This window comes from Ornithinimicrobium pekingense DSM 21552 (genome assembly GCF_000421185.1).
GTDB lineage: Bacteria > Actinomycetota > Actinomycetes > Actinomycetales > Dermatophilaceae > Ornithinicoccus > Ornithinicoccus pekingensis.
This window is the reverse complement of record NZ_ATWJ01000010.1, coordinates 276815-295076: the sequence shown is the minus strand read 5'-3', so window position 1 is coordinate 295076 and position 18262 is coordinate 276815. Positions and strand designations below refer to the sequence as shown.

Below are 18262 nucleotides of genomic sequence, written 5' to 3'. Positions count from 1 at the left end.
CATGGCTGTCGTTGCGGCCGGTGCCCTGGCCCTGGCCGGCTGCACGTCCGAGACCGAGACCCCGGAGGAGGACACCACCGCTGCCGAGCAGGGTGGTGACACCGACACCGACTCCGAGACCGGAGACACCGACGACGAGACGGCCACGTCCGGCGACGAGGCCGGCGGGGAGGGCGACGGCTCGACCGGCAAGGCCGACCTGGGTGACGTCACCACCGCCGAGGACGAGATCTCGTTCTCGACCGGCTCGGAGCAGTACAACGCCTACAACGGCGACACCTCTGCGACCAACTCGACCTACAACGCCGTGGTCAACAACCAGGTGCAGAGCGGCTTCTGGTACTGGGGCACCGACGGGGCGATCTACCCCAACGAGTGGTTCGGCTCCTACGAGACCACCTCTGAGGACCCGCTGACCGTCGAGTACACGATCTCCGACGAGGCGGTCTGGTCCGACGGCACCCCCGTCACGGCCAACGACTACCTGCTGGAGTGGGCGTCGTCCAACCCCGAGGCCCTCGGCGGTGCGGAGGCCCTCGGCTTCGACCCGGTGTCCGACACCTTCGGCAAGTACGTCCCCGAGGTCCCCGAGGCCGAGGTCGACGGCAAGACCTTCACCGTCGTCTACCCCGAGCCCTACCCGGACTGGGAGCTCGTCGTCTCCGCCGCCAAGCCGGCCCACGTCGTGGCCGAGCAGTCCGGCCTCGACCCGGCCGAGCTGACCCAGGCGATCATCGACGGCGACGGCGAGACCGTCGGGCAGGCCTCGGAGTTCTGGAACACCGGCTGGGTGTTCAACGACTACGAGATCGCCGACGAGGCCATCGTCCCCTCCAGCGGTCCCTACACCCTGCAGGGCTCGGTCTGGGAGAAGGACCAGTCCCTGGGCCTGGTCCCGAACGAGGAGTTCTGGGGCACCCCGCCGGCGACGGCCAACCTGGTGTTCAAGTTCGCCGCGCCGGAGACCCACGTGCAGGCCCTGCAGAACGGTGACATCAACGTCATCGAGCCGCAGGCCACGGTCGACACCGTCGACCAGCTCAACAACATGGGCGACACCGTCAGCCTGCTCCAGGGCGACGAGATGACCTGGGAGCACCTGGACTTCAACTTCGCGGAGGGCTCGGTCTTCTCCGACGACGAGGGTGGCCTGGCGGCCCGCGAGGCGTTCGCGATGTGCGTCCCGCGCCAGCAGATCGTGCAGAACCTGATCCAGCCGATCAACCCCGAGGCTCAGGTCATGAACCTGCGCGAGAAGTTCCCCTTCCAGGACGACTACCAGGAGGTCCTCGACGCGGCCTACGACGGTCGTTACGACGAGGTCGACATCGAGGGTGCCGCGGCCAAGCTGGAGGAGGCCGGTCTGGAGACCCCGGTCGAGGTCCGCATCGGCTACTCGGCGCCCAACCAGCGCCGCACCGACGAGGTCACCACGATCAAGGCGTCCTGCGACGAGGCCGGCTTCAACATCGTCGACGCCGGCGACCCGACCTTCTTCCAGCAGGGCGGTCCGCTGGAGACCGGTGACTGGGAGGTCGCCCTCTTCGCGTGGGCCGGCTCGGGGCAGATCGCCTCGGGTCAGCCGATCTACTCCACGGACGGCGGCCAGAACTACGGCGGCTACTCCAACGAGACGGTCGACGAGGCCTGGGACGTCCTGGCCACCTCCAACGACCCGGCGGTCCACCTGGAGCAGATCAAGGTCATCGAGAAGGAGCTGTGGGACACCCTCTACGGCATCCCGGTCTTCGCCCACCCGGGCGTCGTCGGCTACGACTCCTCGCTGGAGAACGTGCGCCACACCTCGGTCCAGACCGGTGTGTCGTGGAACGCCGAGCAGTGGGTCCGCGCCAACTGACCCAGGCCGTTCCCCGGCCGACCACCGGTAGCTGAGCTGCCGGTGCCGGTCGCCAGTACGGGGCGGGAGGGCATGATGCCCTCCCGCCCCGCTCTGCGCCCGGACCCCCTCACCCGACGTCAACCGCCCTGCGGTGACGCTCCCTTGCCCGTGAACGTGGCCAACGCCGCTACCCGTCGGTTAGTCTGCCTCGGTCACGAGCCACCGCCGACGGTGGCTCCCGCAGGAAGGTTTACTCTCCCGTGCTCCAGTTCATCCTCCGCCGGATAGCGATCTCCGCGGTGGTCCTGCTCCTGGGATCAGCGTTGATGTACTTCGCGACCATCAACTCCGGCGACCCGCTCCAGGACCTGCGCGAGACGCGCGCCGAGAACCGCGACCAGCTCATCGCGGCGCGCATCGAGAACATGAACCTGGACATGCCGTGGTGGCAGCGCTACCTGACCTGGCTCGGGGGAGCCAGCAAGTGCCTGGTGCTGCAGTGCGACCTCGGCACCTCCCGTGACGGCGCCAACATCAACACCCTGCTGCTCAGCTCCGCCGGGGCCAGCCTTCGCCTGGTGACCCTCTCGGTCGTCCTTGCCATCGTCATCGGTGTGGCGCTCGGCGTGCTCTCGGCCATCCGGCAGTACTCCGGCTTCGACTACGCGATCACCTTCTTCGCCTTCCTCTTCTTCTCCCTGCCGGTGTTCTGGGCAGCGGTGCTGCTCAAGGACTTCGGCGCCATCCGGTTCAACAACTGGATCGCCGACCCGGCGCTGAGCACGACAGCCATCGCCGTGGTCGCCCTGGTCTTCGCCCTCCTGGTGGCCTCCGTCCTCGGCGGTGACATCCGGCGACAGGCGCTGACCTTCCTGGCGACCGCCATCGTCGTCTTCGCGGCGGTCTTCCTCTTCGACCAGGTGGGCTGGTGGCGCCAGCCGGCCCTCGGGCTCCCGCTCATCGTGCTGGGCGGGCTCGTCGCTCTGGCGTTCTTCCTCACGCTCACCGTGGGCCTGGAGCAGCGCCGGATCCTCTACGCCGGCCTGGCGACCGTCGCGACCGGCGTCGTCGCCTACTTCGCCACGGGGCCGCTGATGCAGGACCCGACCTGGCTGCGCGTCATCGGGCTCGCCGCCCTGGCCGCCGCGGTCGGCGCCGCCATCGGCTGGTTCTTCGGCGGCTTCGAGAAGAGGGTCGCCATGGTGGTCTGCACCGGCACCGCCCTGGCCTTCGCCTTCCTCGTCTTCATGGACCAGCTGCTGCGCAACTGGAACGCCTTCCTGCAGGTCGCCCCGCGCCCGATCAGCACGATCGGGGACTCGCGGATCCCCTTCGAGCGGCTCGAGGGCAACTTCTACATCTTCCTCTACAACTGGGGCGTGCAGCTGGTCCTGCCCACGATCGTGCTGACACTCATCTCGATCGCGGCCTACAGCCGCTACACCCGCGCCTCGATGCTGGAGACGATCAACCAGGACTACATCCGCACCGCCCGGTCCAAGGGCCTGTCGGACCGTGTCGTCTACTCCAAGCACGCCCTGCGCAACGCGCTGATCCCGATCACCACGATCGTGGCGTTCGACTTCGCCAACCTGCTCGGCGGGGCCGTCATCACCGAGACCGTCTTCGGGTGGAAGGGCCTGGGCGACATGTTCCGCACCGGCCTGAACTTCGTCGACCCGGGTCCCGTCATGGCCTACTACCTCGTGGCCGGTGGCGCCGCCGTCTTCATGAACATGCTCGCCGACATCGCCTACGCCTTCCTCGACCCGCGGATCCGGCGGTGAGCCCCGCCGTGAGGACCGCTCTCCCGTCGCAGGCCGCCCGTGCGGCCCGTACAGCTAGGACCACCCGATGAACGACAAGCCCGACGACACCACGCCGCCGGAGGGCGACCGGCCCGACCAGGACCGGCCTCCGGTCCCCGGCTCCGGCCGGGAGGGTCTCTCGCCCGTCCCCTTCCCGCAGGACAAGGCCGCACCGCAGGACCCGGACACCGCCGACGACGTCAGCGACCTCGGCGAGGGCCCCGACGCGGGTTACTCGGTCGAGAAGCAGATCGACCTGTCGGAGAAGTCCTACTCCCAGGGGCAGCTGGTCCGCCGGCGCTTCCTGCGCCACCGCGGCGCCATGGTCTCGCTCATCGGGCTGCTGGCCATCACGGTCTTCGCCTTCACCTCCATCGGCTACGGGGTCATCCCGGGCTGGTGGGGCAAGAACTACTGGGAGGGGGCGCTGGTCGAGAACCAGGGCCGTCCCACCCTCGGCCTGTGGCCGCCGGCGTGGGGCGAGCACCCCTTCGGTCAGGACAACGCGGGCAAGGACTACTTCGCGCTGACCATGCGCGGGACGCAGCGCTCACTCATCGTCGCCTTCACCGTCGGCCTCGTCTCGACGGTCATCGGTGTGGTCATCGGCGCCATCGCGGGCTACTACCGCGGCTGGCTCGAGGCCATCCTCATGCGCATCACCGACCTGTTCATCGTCATCCCGGCGCTGGTGCTGGCCGCGGTCTTCGGCAAGATGGCCAACGGTGGCATCTGGCCCCTGGCCTTCCTGCTCAGCGTCATCGGCTGGACCAGCCTGGCCCGGCTCGTCCGGGGTGAGGTGCTCTCGTTGCGCGAGCGGGAGTTCGTGACGGCGGCTGAGGCCATCGGCACCGGGTCCGGGCGGATCATCTTCAAGCACATCCTGCCCAACACCATCGGCACCATCATCGTCAGCGCCACGCTGGCGATCGCCGCGACGATCCTCACCGAGTCGGCCCTGTCCTTCCTCGGCTGGGGGGTGCGGCCGCCCGACACCTCCCTGGGGCTGCTGATCTCGACCTACCAGACCAGCTTCCAGTCCCGGCCGTGGCTCTTCTGGTGGCCCGGCATGATCATCCTCGCGATCGCGCTGTCCGTGAACTTCCTCGGCGACGGCCTGCGCGACGCCTTCGACCCCCGTCAGAACAGGACCGCCGACTGATGTCCAGCCCCACCGACAGCTACACCGGCCAGGTCTACACCGGCACCGGCACGCCCACGGACGGTGAGGAGGTCGTCCTCGCCTTCGACGACGTCGACGTCCGGTTCAAGACGGAGTTCGGCAGCGTCCACGCCGTCAAGGGGGTGGACCTGAAGGTCCGGCCCGGCGAGGTCGTGGCCCTGGTCGGCGAGTCCGGCTCGGGCAAGTCCGTCACCTCCATGACGGCCATGCGCCTGCTGCCGCGCAACGCCACCATCGGCGGGGCCGTCAACGTCGCCGGCCGCGAGGTCGGCCGGCTGACCGAGCGCACCATGCGGCGCCTGCGCGGCAACGACGTGGCCATGGTCTTCCAGGAGCCGATGACGGCGCTCAACCCGGTGCTCACCATCGGCACGCAGATGGTCGAGGCCATGGAGCTGCACCACGTCGCCCGGGGGCAGGCGGCCCTCGACCGCGCGGTCGAGCTGCTGGAGATGGTCGGCATCCCCGAGCCCGCCCGGCAGATGAAGAAGTACCCCCACGAGCTCTCCGGCGGGCAGCGCCAGCGCGTCGTCATCGCGATGGCGATCAGCTGCGACCCCAAGGTCATCATCGCTGACGAGCCCACGACCGCCCTGGACGTGACCGTCCAGGCCGACATCCTCGACCTGCTGCGCTCGCTCAAGGACAAGCTCAACACGGGCATCCTGCTGATCACCCACAACATGGGCGTGGTGGCCGACATGGCCGACCGGGTCGCGGTCATGTTCAAGGGCGAGATCGTCGAGCGCGGCACCGTCGAGGAGGTGCTGCTGCGGCCGCAGCACGCCTACACCAAGATGCTGCTCGGGTCGGTGCCGCGGATGGGCTCGGGGCGGGGCCAGATGGGCATCCGCGTCAACGAGGAGGTCGACGCGCAGGCGCCGCTGGCGATCGAGCTGAAGAACCTCGTCATCGAGTACCAGCGCCTGGGCAAGCCGCCGTTCCGCGCGGTCGACGACGTCAGCTTCGACGTCCGCAAGGGCGAGATCGTCGGCCTGGTCGGGGAGTCCGGCTCGGGCAAGTCGACGATCGGCCGGTGCGCCCTCGGCCTCATCCCGGCCGCGAGCGGGGAGTTCCGCCTCCTGGGGCAGGACATCACCCGGATGAACAAGCGCGACAAGAAGGCCCTGCGCAAGCGCATCGGCGTGATCTTCCAGGACCCGGCCGCCTCGCTCAACCCGCGGCTGCCGATCGGTGAGTGCATCGCCGAGCCGCTCGTCGTGCACAACGTGGGCGACCGCAAGAGTCGTCAGGACAAGGTGCACGAGCTGCTCGAGGCCGTGCACCTGCCGCGGGAGGTCTACAACCGCTACCCGCACGAGGTGTCCGGCGGGCAGCGCCAGCGCATCTGTGTCGCCCGGGCCCTCACGCTCGACCCCGAGCTGCTCGTGGCGGACGAGCCGACCTCGGCCCTGGACGTCTCGGTGCAGGCGCGGGTGCTCAAGATCTTCGCCGAGCTGCAGGAACAGTTCGGTTTCGCCTGCCTGTTCATCAGCCACGACCTGGCGGTCATCGACCTGCTGGCCCACAAGGTCGTCGTCCTGCAGAACGGCAAGGTCGTCGAGGCGGGGCCCCGTGAGCAGATCATGGAGAACCCCCAGGAGGACTACACCCAGCGGCTCATCGCGGCCGCGCCGGTGCCCGACCCCGTCGAGCAGAACCGCCGCCGTCGTGAGCGGCACGAGCTGCTGCTCGCCCAGGGTGAGGAGATCGCCGAGCTGCAGATCAACGACGTCGACGAGTTCCGCGGCTCCATCTCCGAGGAGCGGGACGACGTCTGAGCGGGGTGGAGGTATGAGGTGAAGGTCGTCTTCGCGGGCACCCCGGACGTGGCCCGCCCCTCGCTGGAGGCGCTGCTGGCCTCCTCGCACGAGGTGGTCGGCTGCCTGACCCGGCCCGACGCCCGGGCGGGCCGGGGCCGGCGCTCCCGGCCGTCGCCGGTGCGCGAGGCGGCCGAGGCGGCCGGTGTCCCCGTCCTGGCCCCGTCCCGCCTCCGCGACGACGGGGTGCGCGAGCAGCTCGAGGCATGGGCGCCGGACGTCTGCGCCGTCGTGGCCTACGGGGCCCTGGTGCCGCCGGAGCTGCTGTCCCTGCCCCGGCACGGCTGGGTCAACCTGCACTTCTCGCTGCTGCCGGCCTGGCGGGGCGCCGCACCCGTCCAGCACGCGGTCATGGCCGGTGACGAGGTCACCGGTGCCGTCACCTTCGTGCTGGAGGAGGGGTTGGACACCGGGCCGGTGCTGGGGCGGCTGACCGAGACGGTCCGGCCGCGCGACACCAGCGGTGACCTGCTCGGTCGGCTCGCGACCGCGGGTGCCGGCCTGCTGGTGGCGAGCTTCGACGCGCTCGAGCGGGGCGAGCTCGTGCCCGAGCCCCAGCCGGCCGAGGGCGTCAGCCTGGCGCCCAAGATCGAGGTGGAGGACGCCCGGGTGGACTGGACGCGGCCGGCCTTCGCCGTCGACCGGCTCGTGCGCGGCTGCACCCCGGCCCCGGGCGCCTGGACCACGTGGCGCGGGGAGCGCCTCAAGGTCCTGCCCGTCGACCCGGCGCCGCCCGCCGACGCGGCCGGGGACGACCTGACGGCGCTCGCCCCTGGGGAGCTGGTCGCCGGCCGCCGCGAGGTGCTGGTCGGCACCGGGACCGCGCCGGTGCGCCTGGGCAAGGTCCAGCCGCACGGCAAGAAGGTCATGGCCGCGTCCGACTGGGCCCGGGGCGTGCGTCCCGAGCCGGGGGAGCGGTTCGATGGGTGAGCAGGGCGGGCGCCAAGCCCGCGCCGGCGGCGACCGCCGCGGAGGAGGCTCGGGCCGCCGGTCCGGCCCCCGGCAGCGCTCGGCCCAGACCCCGGCCCAGCGGGCCCGCCGCACCGACCCGGCGCGCGAGACGGCATACCGGGTCCTGCGCGCCGTGCACGAGGACGCCGCCTACGCCAACCTCGAGCTGCCACGCGCGCTGCGCCGGGCGCGTCTGTCGGGGCGCGACGCGGCCTTCGCGACGGAGCTGACCTACGGCACCCTGCGGATGCAGGGGCTCTACGACGCGGTGATCACGCACGCGGCCGACCGTCCGGCCGTGCGGATCGACCCTCCGGTGCTCGACGTGCTGCGGCTGGGCGTCCACCAGCTGCTCGGCATGCGGGTGCCCGACCACGCCGCCGTCAGCGCCACGGTGGGCCTGGCCCGCCAGCAGGTGAGCCAGGGGGCGGGTGGCTTCGTCAACGCGGTGCTGCGCCGGGTCACCGAGCGGGACCGGGACGCCTGGGTGGAGCTGCTGACGGCCGAGGTGGACGACCCGCTGGCCCGGGCGGCCCTGGAGCACTCCCACCCGGAGTGGGTCGTGCGGGCGCTGCGCGCCGCCCTCGTCGCCAACGGCGGGGACGACCCGGAGGCCGCGGCGGAGCTGCCCAGCCTCCTCGCCGCCCACAACAGTCCCGGCCCCCTGACGCTGGTCGCCCGGCCCGGCCTCGTGCCGGACGAGGAGCTGCTGGCTGCCGGCGCGGTCCGCTCGGCGTCGGCGCCTACGGCCTGGACCCTGCCGGCCGGCGACCCCGGTGACCTCGCCGCCGTCCGCGAGGGCCGGGCGGCGGTCCAGGACGCCGGCTCCCAGCTGCTGACGCTGGCGCTGGCCGACGCACCCCTCCACGGGCCGGACGAGCGATGGCTGGACCTGTGCGCCGGACCCGGGGGCAAGGCCGGGCTGCTCGCGGCCCTGGCCGTGCAGCGCGGCGTGTCGCTGCGCGCCAACGAGGTCAGCCCTCACCGCGCCGAGCTGGTGCGGGGCACGCTCGCCGGCCCGCTCTCCTCGGGGGCCGACGTCGAGGTGACCGTCGGGGACGGCCGGGAGGTGGGACGGGAGGAGCCGGGGCGTTACGACCGCGTCCTCGTCGACGCTCCCTGCACCGGGCTGGGTGCCCTCCGCCGCCGCCCCGAGGCCCGCTGGCGCCGCACGCCCGCGGACCTGACCGACCTCGGGCCGCTGCAGCGCGACCTGCTCCGCTCGGCCCTCGACGCCGTCCGGCCAGGAGGGCTCGTGGCCTGGTCCACCTGCTCGCCGCACATCGCCGAGACGCACCTGGTCGTCCGCGACGTGCTCAAGAGGCGCGACGACGTCGACCTCGTCGACGTCCGGCCGTGGCTGCGGGACCGCTCCGGGACGGCGCTGCCGGGCACGGGGGAGGGCCCGTGGGCCCAGCTGTGGCCGCACCGCCACGACACCGACGGCATGTTCGTCGCCCTGCTGCGGCGCCGGTGACCGCCCGGAACTAGGGTGAGCCGCATGCCGGAGCCGCACCTGCAGATCAGCCCCTCGATCCTCGCCGCCGACTTCGCCAACCTCGAGCGCGAGCTGGGGCGCATCGCCGACGCCGACTGGGCGCACGTGGACGTCATGGACAACCACTTCGTGCCCAACCTCACGCTCGGGCAGCCGGTGGTGGAGGCGCTCGCACGGGTCAGCCCCGTGCCGCTGGACTGCCATCTCATGATCGAGGACCCCGACCGGTGGGCCCCCGGCTACGCCGAGGCCGGCGCCCGGTCGGTCACCTTCCACGTCGAGGCCGCCGCCGACCCGGTCGCGACCGCCCGCGCGGTCCGCGCGGCCGGCGCGCGGGCCGCCTTCGCGCTCAAGCCGGGGACCCCCTTCGAGCCCTACGAGGACCTGCTCGCGGAGGTGGACATGGTGCTGGTCATGACCGTGGAGCCCGGGTTCGGCGGGCAGTCCTTCATGGACGACCAGATGCCCAAGGTGGCAGCGGTCCGCGAGGCCGTCCGGCGACGCGGAGGTGAGATCTGGGTCCAGGTCGACGGAGGCGTCTCCCAGGACACGATCGGGCGGTGCGTGGAGGCCGGGGCCGACGTCTTCGTCGCCGGCTCGGCCGTCTACGGCGCCGACGACGCCGCGGGCCGGATCGCCGACCTGCGCCGGCTCGCCCGCGAGGCGTGCGCCGGCCACCGCACCGCCTGAACCTCGCGGCCGGGCGCTGCTGCGAACACCCCGCCCGGCCGTCCGACCCTGACCGAGGAGGTGCCCGTGGAGGTCTGGAACGACCTGTTCGACGCCCGGCTCACCGTCGCCGGGCACTCGATCGCCTGGCGCGAGGTCGTCGGCAACGCCTTCGGCCTGGCCTCGGCCGTCCTGGGCATGCGCCGCACGGTCTGGGCCTGGCCGGTCGGCATCGTCGGCAACCTGCTGCTCTTCACCGTCTTCATGGGCGTGTGGTTCGCCAACCCGCAGGAGCACAGCCTCTTCGGCCAGGCCGCGCGGCAGGTCTTCTTCGTCCTGACCAGCCTCTACGGGTGGTGGGCCTGGCAGCGTTCGCGCAGGACGCGCGGCAGGCACGAGCCGGCCATCACCCCGCGGTGGGCCACCGTCCGCGAGCGCACCGCATACCTGCTGGGCGCGGCGGCCCTGGTCGTGCTGACGCAGTGGGTCTTCGCCGAGGTCGGCGCCGGCTGGCCGGCCCCCCGGTGGTACTACTGGACCGACGCCTGGATCTTCGTCGGCTCGATGCTGGCCACCTACGCGATGGCCCGCGGGTGGGTGGACTTCTGGCTGGTGTGGATCGCCGTCGACGTCGTCGGGGTCCCGCTGCTGTGGCACTCGGGCTACTACCCCTCGGCGGTCCTCTACGCCGTCTACGGCGCGTTCGTGCTGTGGGGCTTCGTGGTGTGGCGCCGGGCGGCGCGCGTGGAGGCCCCCACGGGAGGGGGTCCGCCCCTCACCGAGGAGGACCGTACGCTGGTCAGGTGACCTCCCCGCAGCCGCGCCGCGCGCCCTACGACACCTTCCGGCCCGTGGTGGGTGCGTGGGTGGCGCGGGGCATGGCGGTGGCCTGCGTCCTCGTCTTCGGCGCGGTCGCGCTCCTCTCCCCGATGCCGCTGGGCCAGTCGCCCGAGCTGCACCTGCTCAACCGCGTCGCGATCGGTCTCCTCGGGGTGCTGGGGGCCGCCTTCCTGTGGAGGTATGCCGTCATCCGTGCCGTGCCCAGCCCGGCCGGGCTGCGCGTGGTCAACCTCGTCAGCACGCGCGAGCTGGAGTGGGCCCAGATCCTGCGGGTCGGCTTCTCGGGCGGAGCGCCGTGGGCCGTGCTCGAGCTGACCGACACCGAGGAGCTGGCGGTGATGGCGATCCAGCGCTCCGACGGCCGGCGGGCGCAGCAGGAGGCCTCGCGGCTGGCCGCCCTCATCGAGCACCACCACCGCGGCACCGGGGCCTGAGCAGGCGGGCGGGGCGGTCGCTAGGGCCGTCGACCGCGCGCGCGGGGCGGCGGCAGGTCGCCCCCGTCGTCGGGGGAGGCGGGGTCGTACTCCTCCCGGGTCGCAGGCACCCGGCGCCGCGCCTCGGCCAGCGGCACCCCGGAGAGCACCAGCAGGTCGACGACGGTGGAGCGGACCTGGGCCCGCATGACCTCGGCGGACAGCCCCGCGCGCGGGTGGGCCCACGTCGACCGCCGGGCGAGGACGACCAGGTCCTCCCGGGCGGCCGACAACGGTCCGTGCTGCTCGAGCTGCTCCTGGATCGTGGCCGTGGCCTGGGCCAGGTCACCCACCATGTCGGTGTAGGTGCCGGGGACGAACTCGTGCTCCTCCACCGCGAGCTCGGCCCTGCGCGCCAGGACCCGCACGTTGCGGACCGCGAGGTCGAGCGGTCCCTGCAGCGCCCGGATCTCCGCGACGTCCTCCTTGTGCACGCCCGAGAGCAGCGGGGCCAGCTGCGCGGCGGCGAAGGCCTCGCTCGTGGACTCGCGCAGCACCTCCAGCTCCACGGAGAGCTCACGCGCGCGGGCCAGCGCCGCCGTGGCACGGTCCTGGTCCCGGTTGCGCAGCGCCTGCTCGGTCTCGGTCAGCACCTCGGCGAGGTGGCCGACGATCGTGATCGCGCGCTGGCGGGGTCGCTCGGTGGTCGAGCGCACCGGCGCGACCATCGCGATGACGAGGGCGACCCCGCCGCCGACGACGGCGTCGAGCCAGCGGCTCAGCGCCTCTCCCTCGCCCGCCACCAGCGTCGTCAGGATGGCTCCCTGGATCCCGGCCTGCATCATGAGCAGCTGACCGCCGCCGAGCAGGACCGCGACGGACATGGCCACGACGCACACCGCGACGATCTGCCAGACGCCGGAACCGAAGGCGTGCACGAACAGGTCACCGGTCAGGATGCCGATCGCCACGCCGATCGTGAGCTCGACGATCCGCCGCAGCCGTGAGGCGTAGGTCAGCCCGAGGCACACGAGCGCGGTCACCGGCGCGAAGAACGGCAGGGGATGACCGAGGAGGTCCTTGGCCACCCACCAGGCGAGCCCGGCGCCGACGCCCGCCTGCACGATCAGCCAGGCCCGCGCCCGCAGCCGCACGAGCCTGGCCACCGTCGCCTCCCGGCCGACCTGGCCGCGCACCCGCCCCAGCAGACGCCCTCCCGGACGCCGGCCGGGCTCGCGGACGGGGCTCATGGGCCCAGTGTGGCCCAGCGCACCGTCGACGTCACGGTGTCGGCCACGACGTCGGCGGGCGGGTTGCCCGCGGCGAACAGCGCGTCCTCCTGGTCGGACCACTCCTGCCAGTGCGGCGCGAAGACGTCACCGTCGCGGTCGAGGGCGCGCGCCTGCCGGACGGAGGCGGGAGCCTCCAGCCAGACGCGCAGGTCGAGGTCTGCGGCGCACGGTGCGGCGAGCACCCCGACACCCTCGAGGACGACCACCCGGCGCGCCGGCACCCTCCGTCGGGGCCCCGGGCGAGAGGCGTCCCAGTCCCAGGAGAGGTAGGCCCCGTCCTGCCCCCGGGTCAGGGGCGCGACGACGTCGGCGCACAGCGGCGTGAGCGAGGCAGCGAGGCCGGACCAGCCCGGGTAGAGGTCGTCCAGGTGCACCACGGCGCACCCCAGGCCCAGCTCGCGGACCGCCTCGGCCAGGCCGGCCGCGAGGTCGGTCTTGCCGGACCCGCTGCGCCCGTCCACCCCCACGAGCACCGGACGACGAGGTTCCCGACCCTCGCGCGCGACGGTGAGCAGCCGGGCGCTGAGCCCGGGCCAGAGCGCGTCGAAGGTCGTGCGCACCTCCGGTCGCAGGGGAGCAGACCCGTCCGGGGGCCGCTCAGAACTCACGCGAGTGGCCGGCGAGGGCGGCGACGTCGGCCTCGGAGCCCTCGACCCGCACCTGCGCGACCCGGTCACGGCCGAAGGCGTGCAGGAGCAGCTCGAGCGGCGTCCCGCGCAGCACGACCGTGCCGGAGGTGGCGCGCGGACGTCGCACGGCCACCCGCCCGTGGCCGGGGGCGACGGCGACCACGCCGACCGGCGCGGACCGGTAGGCCAGAGGCGCGGCCCGCCGGAAGGCGGTCCACAGCTCCTCCATGGTCGCCTCGTCGTGGGTGGACGGCCCGGGCGACCAGCCGGGTCGGGCCCGGAGCATGTCCTCCTGGTGCACCGCCAGCTCGGCGAGGTTGACCAGGTTGTCCAGCGCGGGGACCCGGGTGGGCCACCACGGCGGCGGACCCTGCCGGACCCGGTCGACGAGGCGGGCGAAGTCGTCGTCGGCGATGGAGGCCTGCACGGTCGCGGTGCGCCGTCGCAGCGCGTCCACCGGCAGCCCGATCCCGGGAAGGGCGTCCGGCCGCGACTGCCGGAGAATCTCGTGCGCGAGCAGGTCGCGCACCGTCCACGGAGCGCACAGGGTGGGTGCGTCGGGCCCCAGGGAGGCGGCGGTGTCGGCGAAGAGTCGGCGCATCGCGGTCACGGGCTGCATATCTCCATCTCACCACGTCCGACCGTGACCGCCGACCCCGGACGGGCGTGACAAGATGGCTCACCGCATCCCCCTTCCACCCTCTCGCCGCGGAGGTCCGTCCTCAGCATGTCCGTCGCCAGCCAACCCGTGCCCCGGCCCACGGCCAACCGTGCCGTCCTGCGCCGGGGCCTCAAGGTCGTCTGGAGCGGCATCAAGGACCAGCCGCGCCCGTTCGCCGTGGCCGTGCTCGGGGCCATGCTCTGGGCGGCAGCGACGGTCGGCACCGCGGGCGCGATCGGCTGGGTCACCGACCACGTCATCGAGCCCGCGGTGACGAGCAGGGTGGTCACCGCCGCCGGGCTGTGGACCATCCTGGGGGTCCTCCTCGCGGTGCTCGTGGTCAACGTCGTCGGCGTCATCCTGCGCCGGGTCTACGCGACCGTGGCCGGCTTCAACCTGCAGGCCGGCTACCGGCGCCGTGTCACCCGGCAGTACCTGCGCCTGCCCCTGTCCTGGCACCACGCCCACCCCTCCGGGCAGCTGCTGTCCAACGCGCACGCCGACATCGAGGCCACCTGGCAGGTCTTCAACCCGCTGCCGATGGCCATCGGCGTGATCTTCATGCTCCTCATCGCCGGCGTGATGATGGTGGTGGTCGACCCGTTCCTGGCCTTCATCGGGCTGCTGGTCTTCCCCGGCCTGTTCGCGGCCAACCTCGTCTTCCAGCAGTTCATGGCCCCGCGGATCACGCGCGCCCAGCAGCTGCGCGCCGAGGTGGCCGAGGTCGCGCACGAGTCCTTCGAGGCCGGCCTGGTCGTCAAGGCCATGGGCCGCGAGGACGAGGAGACCGAGCGCTTCCGCGGGTCCACCCACGAGCTGCGCGACGCGCTCATCCTCGTCGGCCGCACCCGCGGGACCTTCGAGCCGGTCATCGAGGCCATCCCCACGCTCGGCACCCTGGCGGTCCTGGGGGTCGGCACCTGGCAGGTCTCGCGCGGCGAGCTGGACGCCGCGCAGGTAGTGCAGATGGCCTACCTCTTCTCGCTGCTGGCCTTCCCCGTGCGCGCCCTCGGGTGGGTCCTGGCCGAGCTCCCGCGCTCCGTCGTGGGCCACGACAGGGTGCAGCACGTGCTGCGGTCCGAGGGGGCGATGGAGCACGGCCCGGCCCGGCTGCCCGCGGGGGGTGGACCGGCGCGGTCCGCGATGTCGCACGTCACCTACACCCATGCCGGCGAGCAGGAGCCGGCCATCCACGAGGTGTCCCTCGAGGTGGAGGCGGGGTCGACCACGGCGCTCGTCGGACCGACGGGGTCGGGCAAGTCCACCCTGGTCAACCTCGCGGTCCGGCTCATCGACCCCGGCACCGGCACGGTGCTGCTGGACGGCACCGACGTGCGTGAGCTCGCCCGCGGGGTGATCCCGGCCACCGCGACCGTGGTCGCGCAGCAGACGTTCATGTTCGACGACACCGTCCGGGGCAACGTGACCCTCGGCGAGGACGACAGATCCACCGACGCGTCCGTCTGGGAGGCCCTGCGCATCGCGCAGGCCGACGGCTTCGTGCGCGCCATGTCCGACGGCCTGGACACCGTGATCGGCGAGCGCGGCGGCAACCTCTCCGGCGGCCAGCGCCAGCGCATCGCGCTGGCGCGGGCGATCTGGCGGCAGCCGCGCCTGCTCGTGCTGGACGACGCGACCAGTGCCGTCGACCCCTCCGTCGAGCAGGCGGTGCTGGCCGGCCTGCGCGAGGCGCGGACCGGGATGACCGTGCTCGTCGTCGCCTACCGGATGGCCACGATCATGCTGGCCGACCAGGTCGTCTACGTCGAGCACGGCAGGGTCGTCGACCGCGGCTCCCACGAGGACCTGGTGGACCGGTGCGGGGGGTATGCCGACCTGGTCCACGCCTATGCGCGTGAGGCCGCCGAGCGCGCCGCCGTCGAGCGTGCGGAGGAGGACGCGTGAGCGAGGACAGCTTCATGAGCAGCCGGATCGAGGCCCAGAGCGACCTGGGCACGCTCGCCACGCTGAGGCGCGGGCTGGAGCTCTCGCCCGAGCTGCGCCGCGGGCTGGGGCTGACGGTCGTGCTGGCCGTGGTGGCCACGCTGGGGCGGGTGCTCATCCCGTTCGTGGTCCAGCAGACCACCGACAACGGGATCCTGGCCGACGGCGGTCCCGACCTGGGGTTCGTGCTGCGCGCGATCCTCGTCGCCGGGGCAGCCGTCGTGGTGACCAGCCTGGCGCAGTACCTGGTCAACGTCCGGCTCTTCACGGCGGCGGAGTCCGGGCTGGCCACCCTGCGCCTGCGGGCGTTCCGGCACATCCACGACCTGTCCGTGCTGACCCAGAGCACCGAGCGCCGCGGCTCCCTCGTCTCCCGCGTGACCAGCGACGTCGACACCATCTCGATGTTCGTGCAGTTCGGCGGGCTGATGCTGCTGATCTCCACGGCGCAGATCATGCTGGCGACCCTGCTCATGCTGTTCTACAGCCCGGTGCTCGCCCTGGTCGTCTATCTGTGCTTCGTGCCGCTGGTCTTCCTCGTGCGGCGCTTCCAGCCGATGCTCGGGCGCGCCTACGGCGCCGTCCGGACCCGGGTCGGCGACATGCTCGGTGCGATCAGCGAGTCGATCGTCGGTGCGCTGACCATCCGCGCCTACGGCGTGGAGGACCGCACCGCCGCGCGCATCGACCGGGCGATCGAGGAGCACCGGCGCTCGGCGATCCGTGCCCAGGTGCGCTCGGTGATGGCGTTCGTCTCGGGCCAGGGCTTCGCGGGGATCACCACCGCCGTCGTCCTGGCCGCGGGGACGGTGCTGGCGGTCCGCGGGGACATCACGCTCGGACAGCTGCTCGCCTTCCTCTTCCTGGTCAACCTCTTCACCCAGCCGGTCCTCATGGCCACCGAGATCCTCAACGAGCTGCAGAACGCGGTGGCCGGCTGGCGGCGCGTCATCGGGGTCATCGACACCCCGGCGGACGTGTCCGACCCCGGCGTCGGCGGCGTGCACCAGCAACGGGGCCCGATCACCGTCCAGTTCGAGGACGTCACCTACGCCTACCCCGGTGGCGAACCGGTGCTGCGCGACGTCGACCTGCGCATCGCACCGCACACCCGCGTCGCGATCGTCGGGGAGACCGGCTCGGGCAAGACCACGATGGCCAAGCTGCTCACCCGGCTCATGGACCCCACGGAGGGGCGGGTCCTCCTGGACGGGGTGGACCTGCGCCGGCTGGCCTTCGACTCGCTGCGCAGCCGGGTGGTCCTGGTCCCGCAGGAGGGCTTCCTCTTCGACGACGACGTGGCCTCCAACATCCGCTTCGGCCGGCCAGGGGCCAGCGACGACGAGATCGCGCTGGCCGTCACCGAGCTCGGCCTGGACTCCTGGGTGGACGGGCTGCCGCACGGGCTCGCCACCCACGTCGGGCAGCGGGGGGAGTCACTGTCCGCGGGTGAGCGCCAGCTGGTCGCCATCGCGCGCGCCTACCTGGCCGACCCCGACCTGCTGGTGCTCGACGAGGCCACCAGCGCGGTCGACCCCTCGACCGAGGTCCGCGTGCAGCGCGCCCTGGAGGGCCTGACGCGGGGCCGGACGTCCGTCGCGATCGCGCACCGTCTCTCGACCGCAGAGGCGGCCGACCTGGTGGTGGTCGTGGACCGCGGACGCATCGTGGAGGTCGGCCATCACCGCGAGCTCGTCGGGCGCGGGGGCGTCTACACCCGCATGCACGAGTCGTGGACCGCGCAGCAGCGCAGCGGGGACCCTCTCGGGTGAGCCGGCGGGCACGGGCGGTCCTGGCCCTCCTGGGCTCGGGCCTGCTCCTGCTGGCAACCACCCAGCCGTGGGTGCGCACCGTCGTGGAGGTCGCCGAGGGCGCCCCACGCTCCCGGGGCTCGGTCGTCGGAGCCGACCTGGTGCCGTGGCTGGCCCCGGTCACGCTGGCCGGCGCGCTGGCCGTGGTGGCCGGGCTGGCCGGACTGCGGGGGGCGCGCGGTGTCGCCGCGCTCACCGCCCCTGCCGTCGCCGCCGGCGTCACGCTCGGCGTGCTCGGGGCGACCGGGGGAGAGGGCCCGGGGGCGGTTACCGGGGGCGCAGTGGTCTCGGCCACGCCCACGGGCTGGCTCTGGGTGGCGGTCCTCGCGGCGGTCGTCACCTGCCTCGGCACGCTGCCGGTCGTGCGGCCCGGGCGGCGTCCGACGCCCCGCCCGGGACGGGCCGCCGCGCGAGAGTCGTCCGCGGCCGGTCCGGCCGGCGTCGGCCGCGAGCTCCCGGGTCCGGCGGGCGACGACGCCGAGTCGGAGCGGCGGCAGGCGGCCGCCGACTGGCGGGACCTCACCGAGGGCCGGGACCCGACCGACCTCTGACCCGGTCGCGGCGGCAGGCTGGCACAATGAGGCCGGACGACAGCCGGGCCTGCGGCCCCCGAACCCGAGGAGCTCCTCCATGCACGACGAAGACCACGGCCACAGCCCCGCCGCCTGGACCGGGACGGCCGTCATGCTGCTCGCCGCGGCGGTCGCCTGCTACGCGGCGGTCTTCGGGCCGGTCGAGCTGATGTGGGGCGGCGTCGTGGTCTTCCTCCTCGGTGCCCTCGGGTGGTACGCCATGGCGAAGGCGGGCATCGGCTCCGCGGACCGTCACGCCGGCTCCTGAGGCACCGGGGCCCGCCCGCCCGCCGAGGCACCCGGAGGACGGAGCACCCCACCACGACGTCTA

At 73.0% G+C, this 18262-nt stretch carries 16 protein-coding genes; 13 read left to right on the top strand and 3 right to left on the bottom strand.

Features of this window, described 5'->3' with window-relative positions; all coding sequences use genetic code 11:
* Position 1 precedes the first annotated feature (1 nt).
* From K330_RS0110990 to K330_RS20720, 9 genes are all read left to right on the top strand, one after another.
* Positions 2-1858, top strand: coding sequence for an ABC transporter substrate-binding protein (locus K330_RS0110990; protein WP_022921879.1), 1857 nt, complete (start codon positions 2-4; stop codon positions 1856-1858).
* 242 nt (positions 1859-2100) lie between these two features.
* Complete coding sequence (locus K330_RS0110985) at positions 2101-3627, top strand: ABC transporter permease (RefSeq protein ID WP_022921878.1); 1527 nt, start codon at positions 2101-2103, stop codon at positions 3625-3627.
* 67 nt (positions 3628-3694) lie between these two features.
* Positions 3695-4810, top strand: coding sequence for an ABC transporter permease (locus K330_RS20730; protein WP_022921877.1), 1116 nt, complete (start codon positions 3695-3697; stop codon positions 4808-4810).
* Entirely contained in the window at positions 4810-6612 is a 1803-nt protein-coding gene (locus K330_RS20725; RefSeq protein WP_022921876.1) for an ABC transporter ATP-binding protein, read from the top strand. Before K330_RS20730 ends, K330_RS20725 begins: the two co-directional genes overlap by 1 nt.
* Before the next feature lie 18 nt (positions 6613-6630).
* Complete coding sequence (gene fmt / locus K330_RS0110970; RefSeq protein ID WP_022921875.1) at positions 6631-7581, top strand: methionyl-tRNA formyltransferase; 951 nt, start codon at positions 6631-6633, stop codon at positions 7579-7581.
* Positions 7574-9079, top strand: a complete 1506-nt coding sequence (locus K330_RS0110965; protein ID WP_022921874.1) for an RsmB/NOP family class I SAM-dependent RNA methyltransferase — start codon at positions 7574-7576, stop codon at positions 9077-9079. Before fmt ends, K330_RS0110965 begins: the two co-directional genes overlap by 8 nt.
* A 24-nt stretch (positions 9080-9103) precedes the next feature.
* Entirely contained in the window at positions 9104-9790 is a 687-nt protein-coding gene (gene rpe, locus K330_RS0110960; protein WP_022921873.1) for a ribulose-phosphate 3-epimerase, read from the top strand.
* 66 nt (positions 9791-9856) lie between these two features.
* Positions 9857-10576, top strand: a complete 720-nt coding sequence (pnuC, locus tag K330_RS0110955) for a nicotinamide riboside transporter PnuC (protein ID WP_022921872.1) — start codon at positions 9857-9859, stop codon at positions 10574-10576.
* Entirely contained in the window at positions 10573-11043 is a 471-nt protein-coding gene (locus K330_RS20720; protein ID WP_022921871.1) for a PH domain-containing protein, read from the top strand. Before pnuC ends, K330_RS20720 begins: the two co-directional genes overlap by 4 nt.
* Before the next feature lie 20 nt (positions 11044-11063).
* On the opposite strand, the gene K330_RS20715 is transcribed toward K330_RS20720, so the two are convergent.
* From K330_RS20715 to K330_RS0110935, 3 genes are read right to left on the bottom strand one after another with little or no spacing between them, the layout of a single operon-like run.
* On the bottom strand, positions 11064-12272 hold the full coding sequence (locus K330_RS20715) for an FUSC family protein (protein ID WP_022921870.1): 1209 nt from the start codon (positions 12270-12272) through the stop codon (positions 11064-11066).
* On the bottom strand, positions 12269-12874 hold the full coding sequence (locus K330_RS20710; protein WP_022921869.1) for a nucleoside/nucleotide kinase family protein: 606 nt from the start codon (positions 12872-12874) through the stop codon (positions 12269-12271). Before K330_RS20710 ends, K330_RS20715 begins: the two co-directional genes overlap by 4 nt.
* Before the next feature lie 37 nt (positions 12875-12911).
* Positions 12912-13562 carry a TIGR03085 family metal-binding protein gene (locus K330_RS0110935; protein ID WP_022921868.1) on the bottom strand — a complete coding sequence of 217 codons (651 nt, stop codon included), beginning with the start codon at positions 13560-13562 and terminating at the stop codon, positions 12912-12914.
* A 108-nt stretch (positions 13563-13670) separates the two neighbouring features.
* Here K330_RS0110935 and K330_RS0110930 point away from each other — a divergent pair, with 108 nt between their 5' ends.
* The 4 genes from K330_RS0110930 (at position 13671) to K330_RS0110915 (ending at position 18199) form a co-directional block, all read left to right on the top strand.
* Positions 13671-15509, top strand: coding sequence for an ABC transporter ATP-binding protein (locus tag K330_RS0110930; RefSeq protein WP_022921867.1), 1839 nt, complete (start codon positions 13671-13673; stop codon positions 15507-15509).
* 14 nt (positions 15510-15523) lie between these two features.
* On the top strand, positions 15524-17320 hold the full coding sequence (locus K330_RS0110925) for an ABC transporter ATP-binding protein (RefSeq protein ID WP_029202568.1): 1797 nt from the start codon (positions 15524-15526) through the stop codon (positions 17318-17320).
* Positions 17317-17910, top strand: coding sequence for a Trp biosynthesis-associated membrane protein (locus tag K330_RS22740; RefSeq protein WP_022921865.1), 594 nt, complete (start codon positions 17317-17319; stop codon positions 17908-17910). The genes K330_RS0110925 and K330_RS22740 overlap by 4 nt, the downstream gene beginning before the upstream one ends.
* Before the next feature lie 79 nt (positions 17911-17989).
* Positions 17990-18199: an HGxxPAAW family protein gene (locus K330_RS0110915; protein ID WP_040658016.1), complete on the top strand. Its 210-nt coding sequence runs from the start codon at positions 17990-17992 to the stop codon at positions 18197-18199.
* Positions 18200-18262 lie beyond the last annotated feature (63 nt).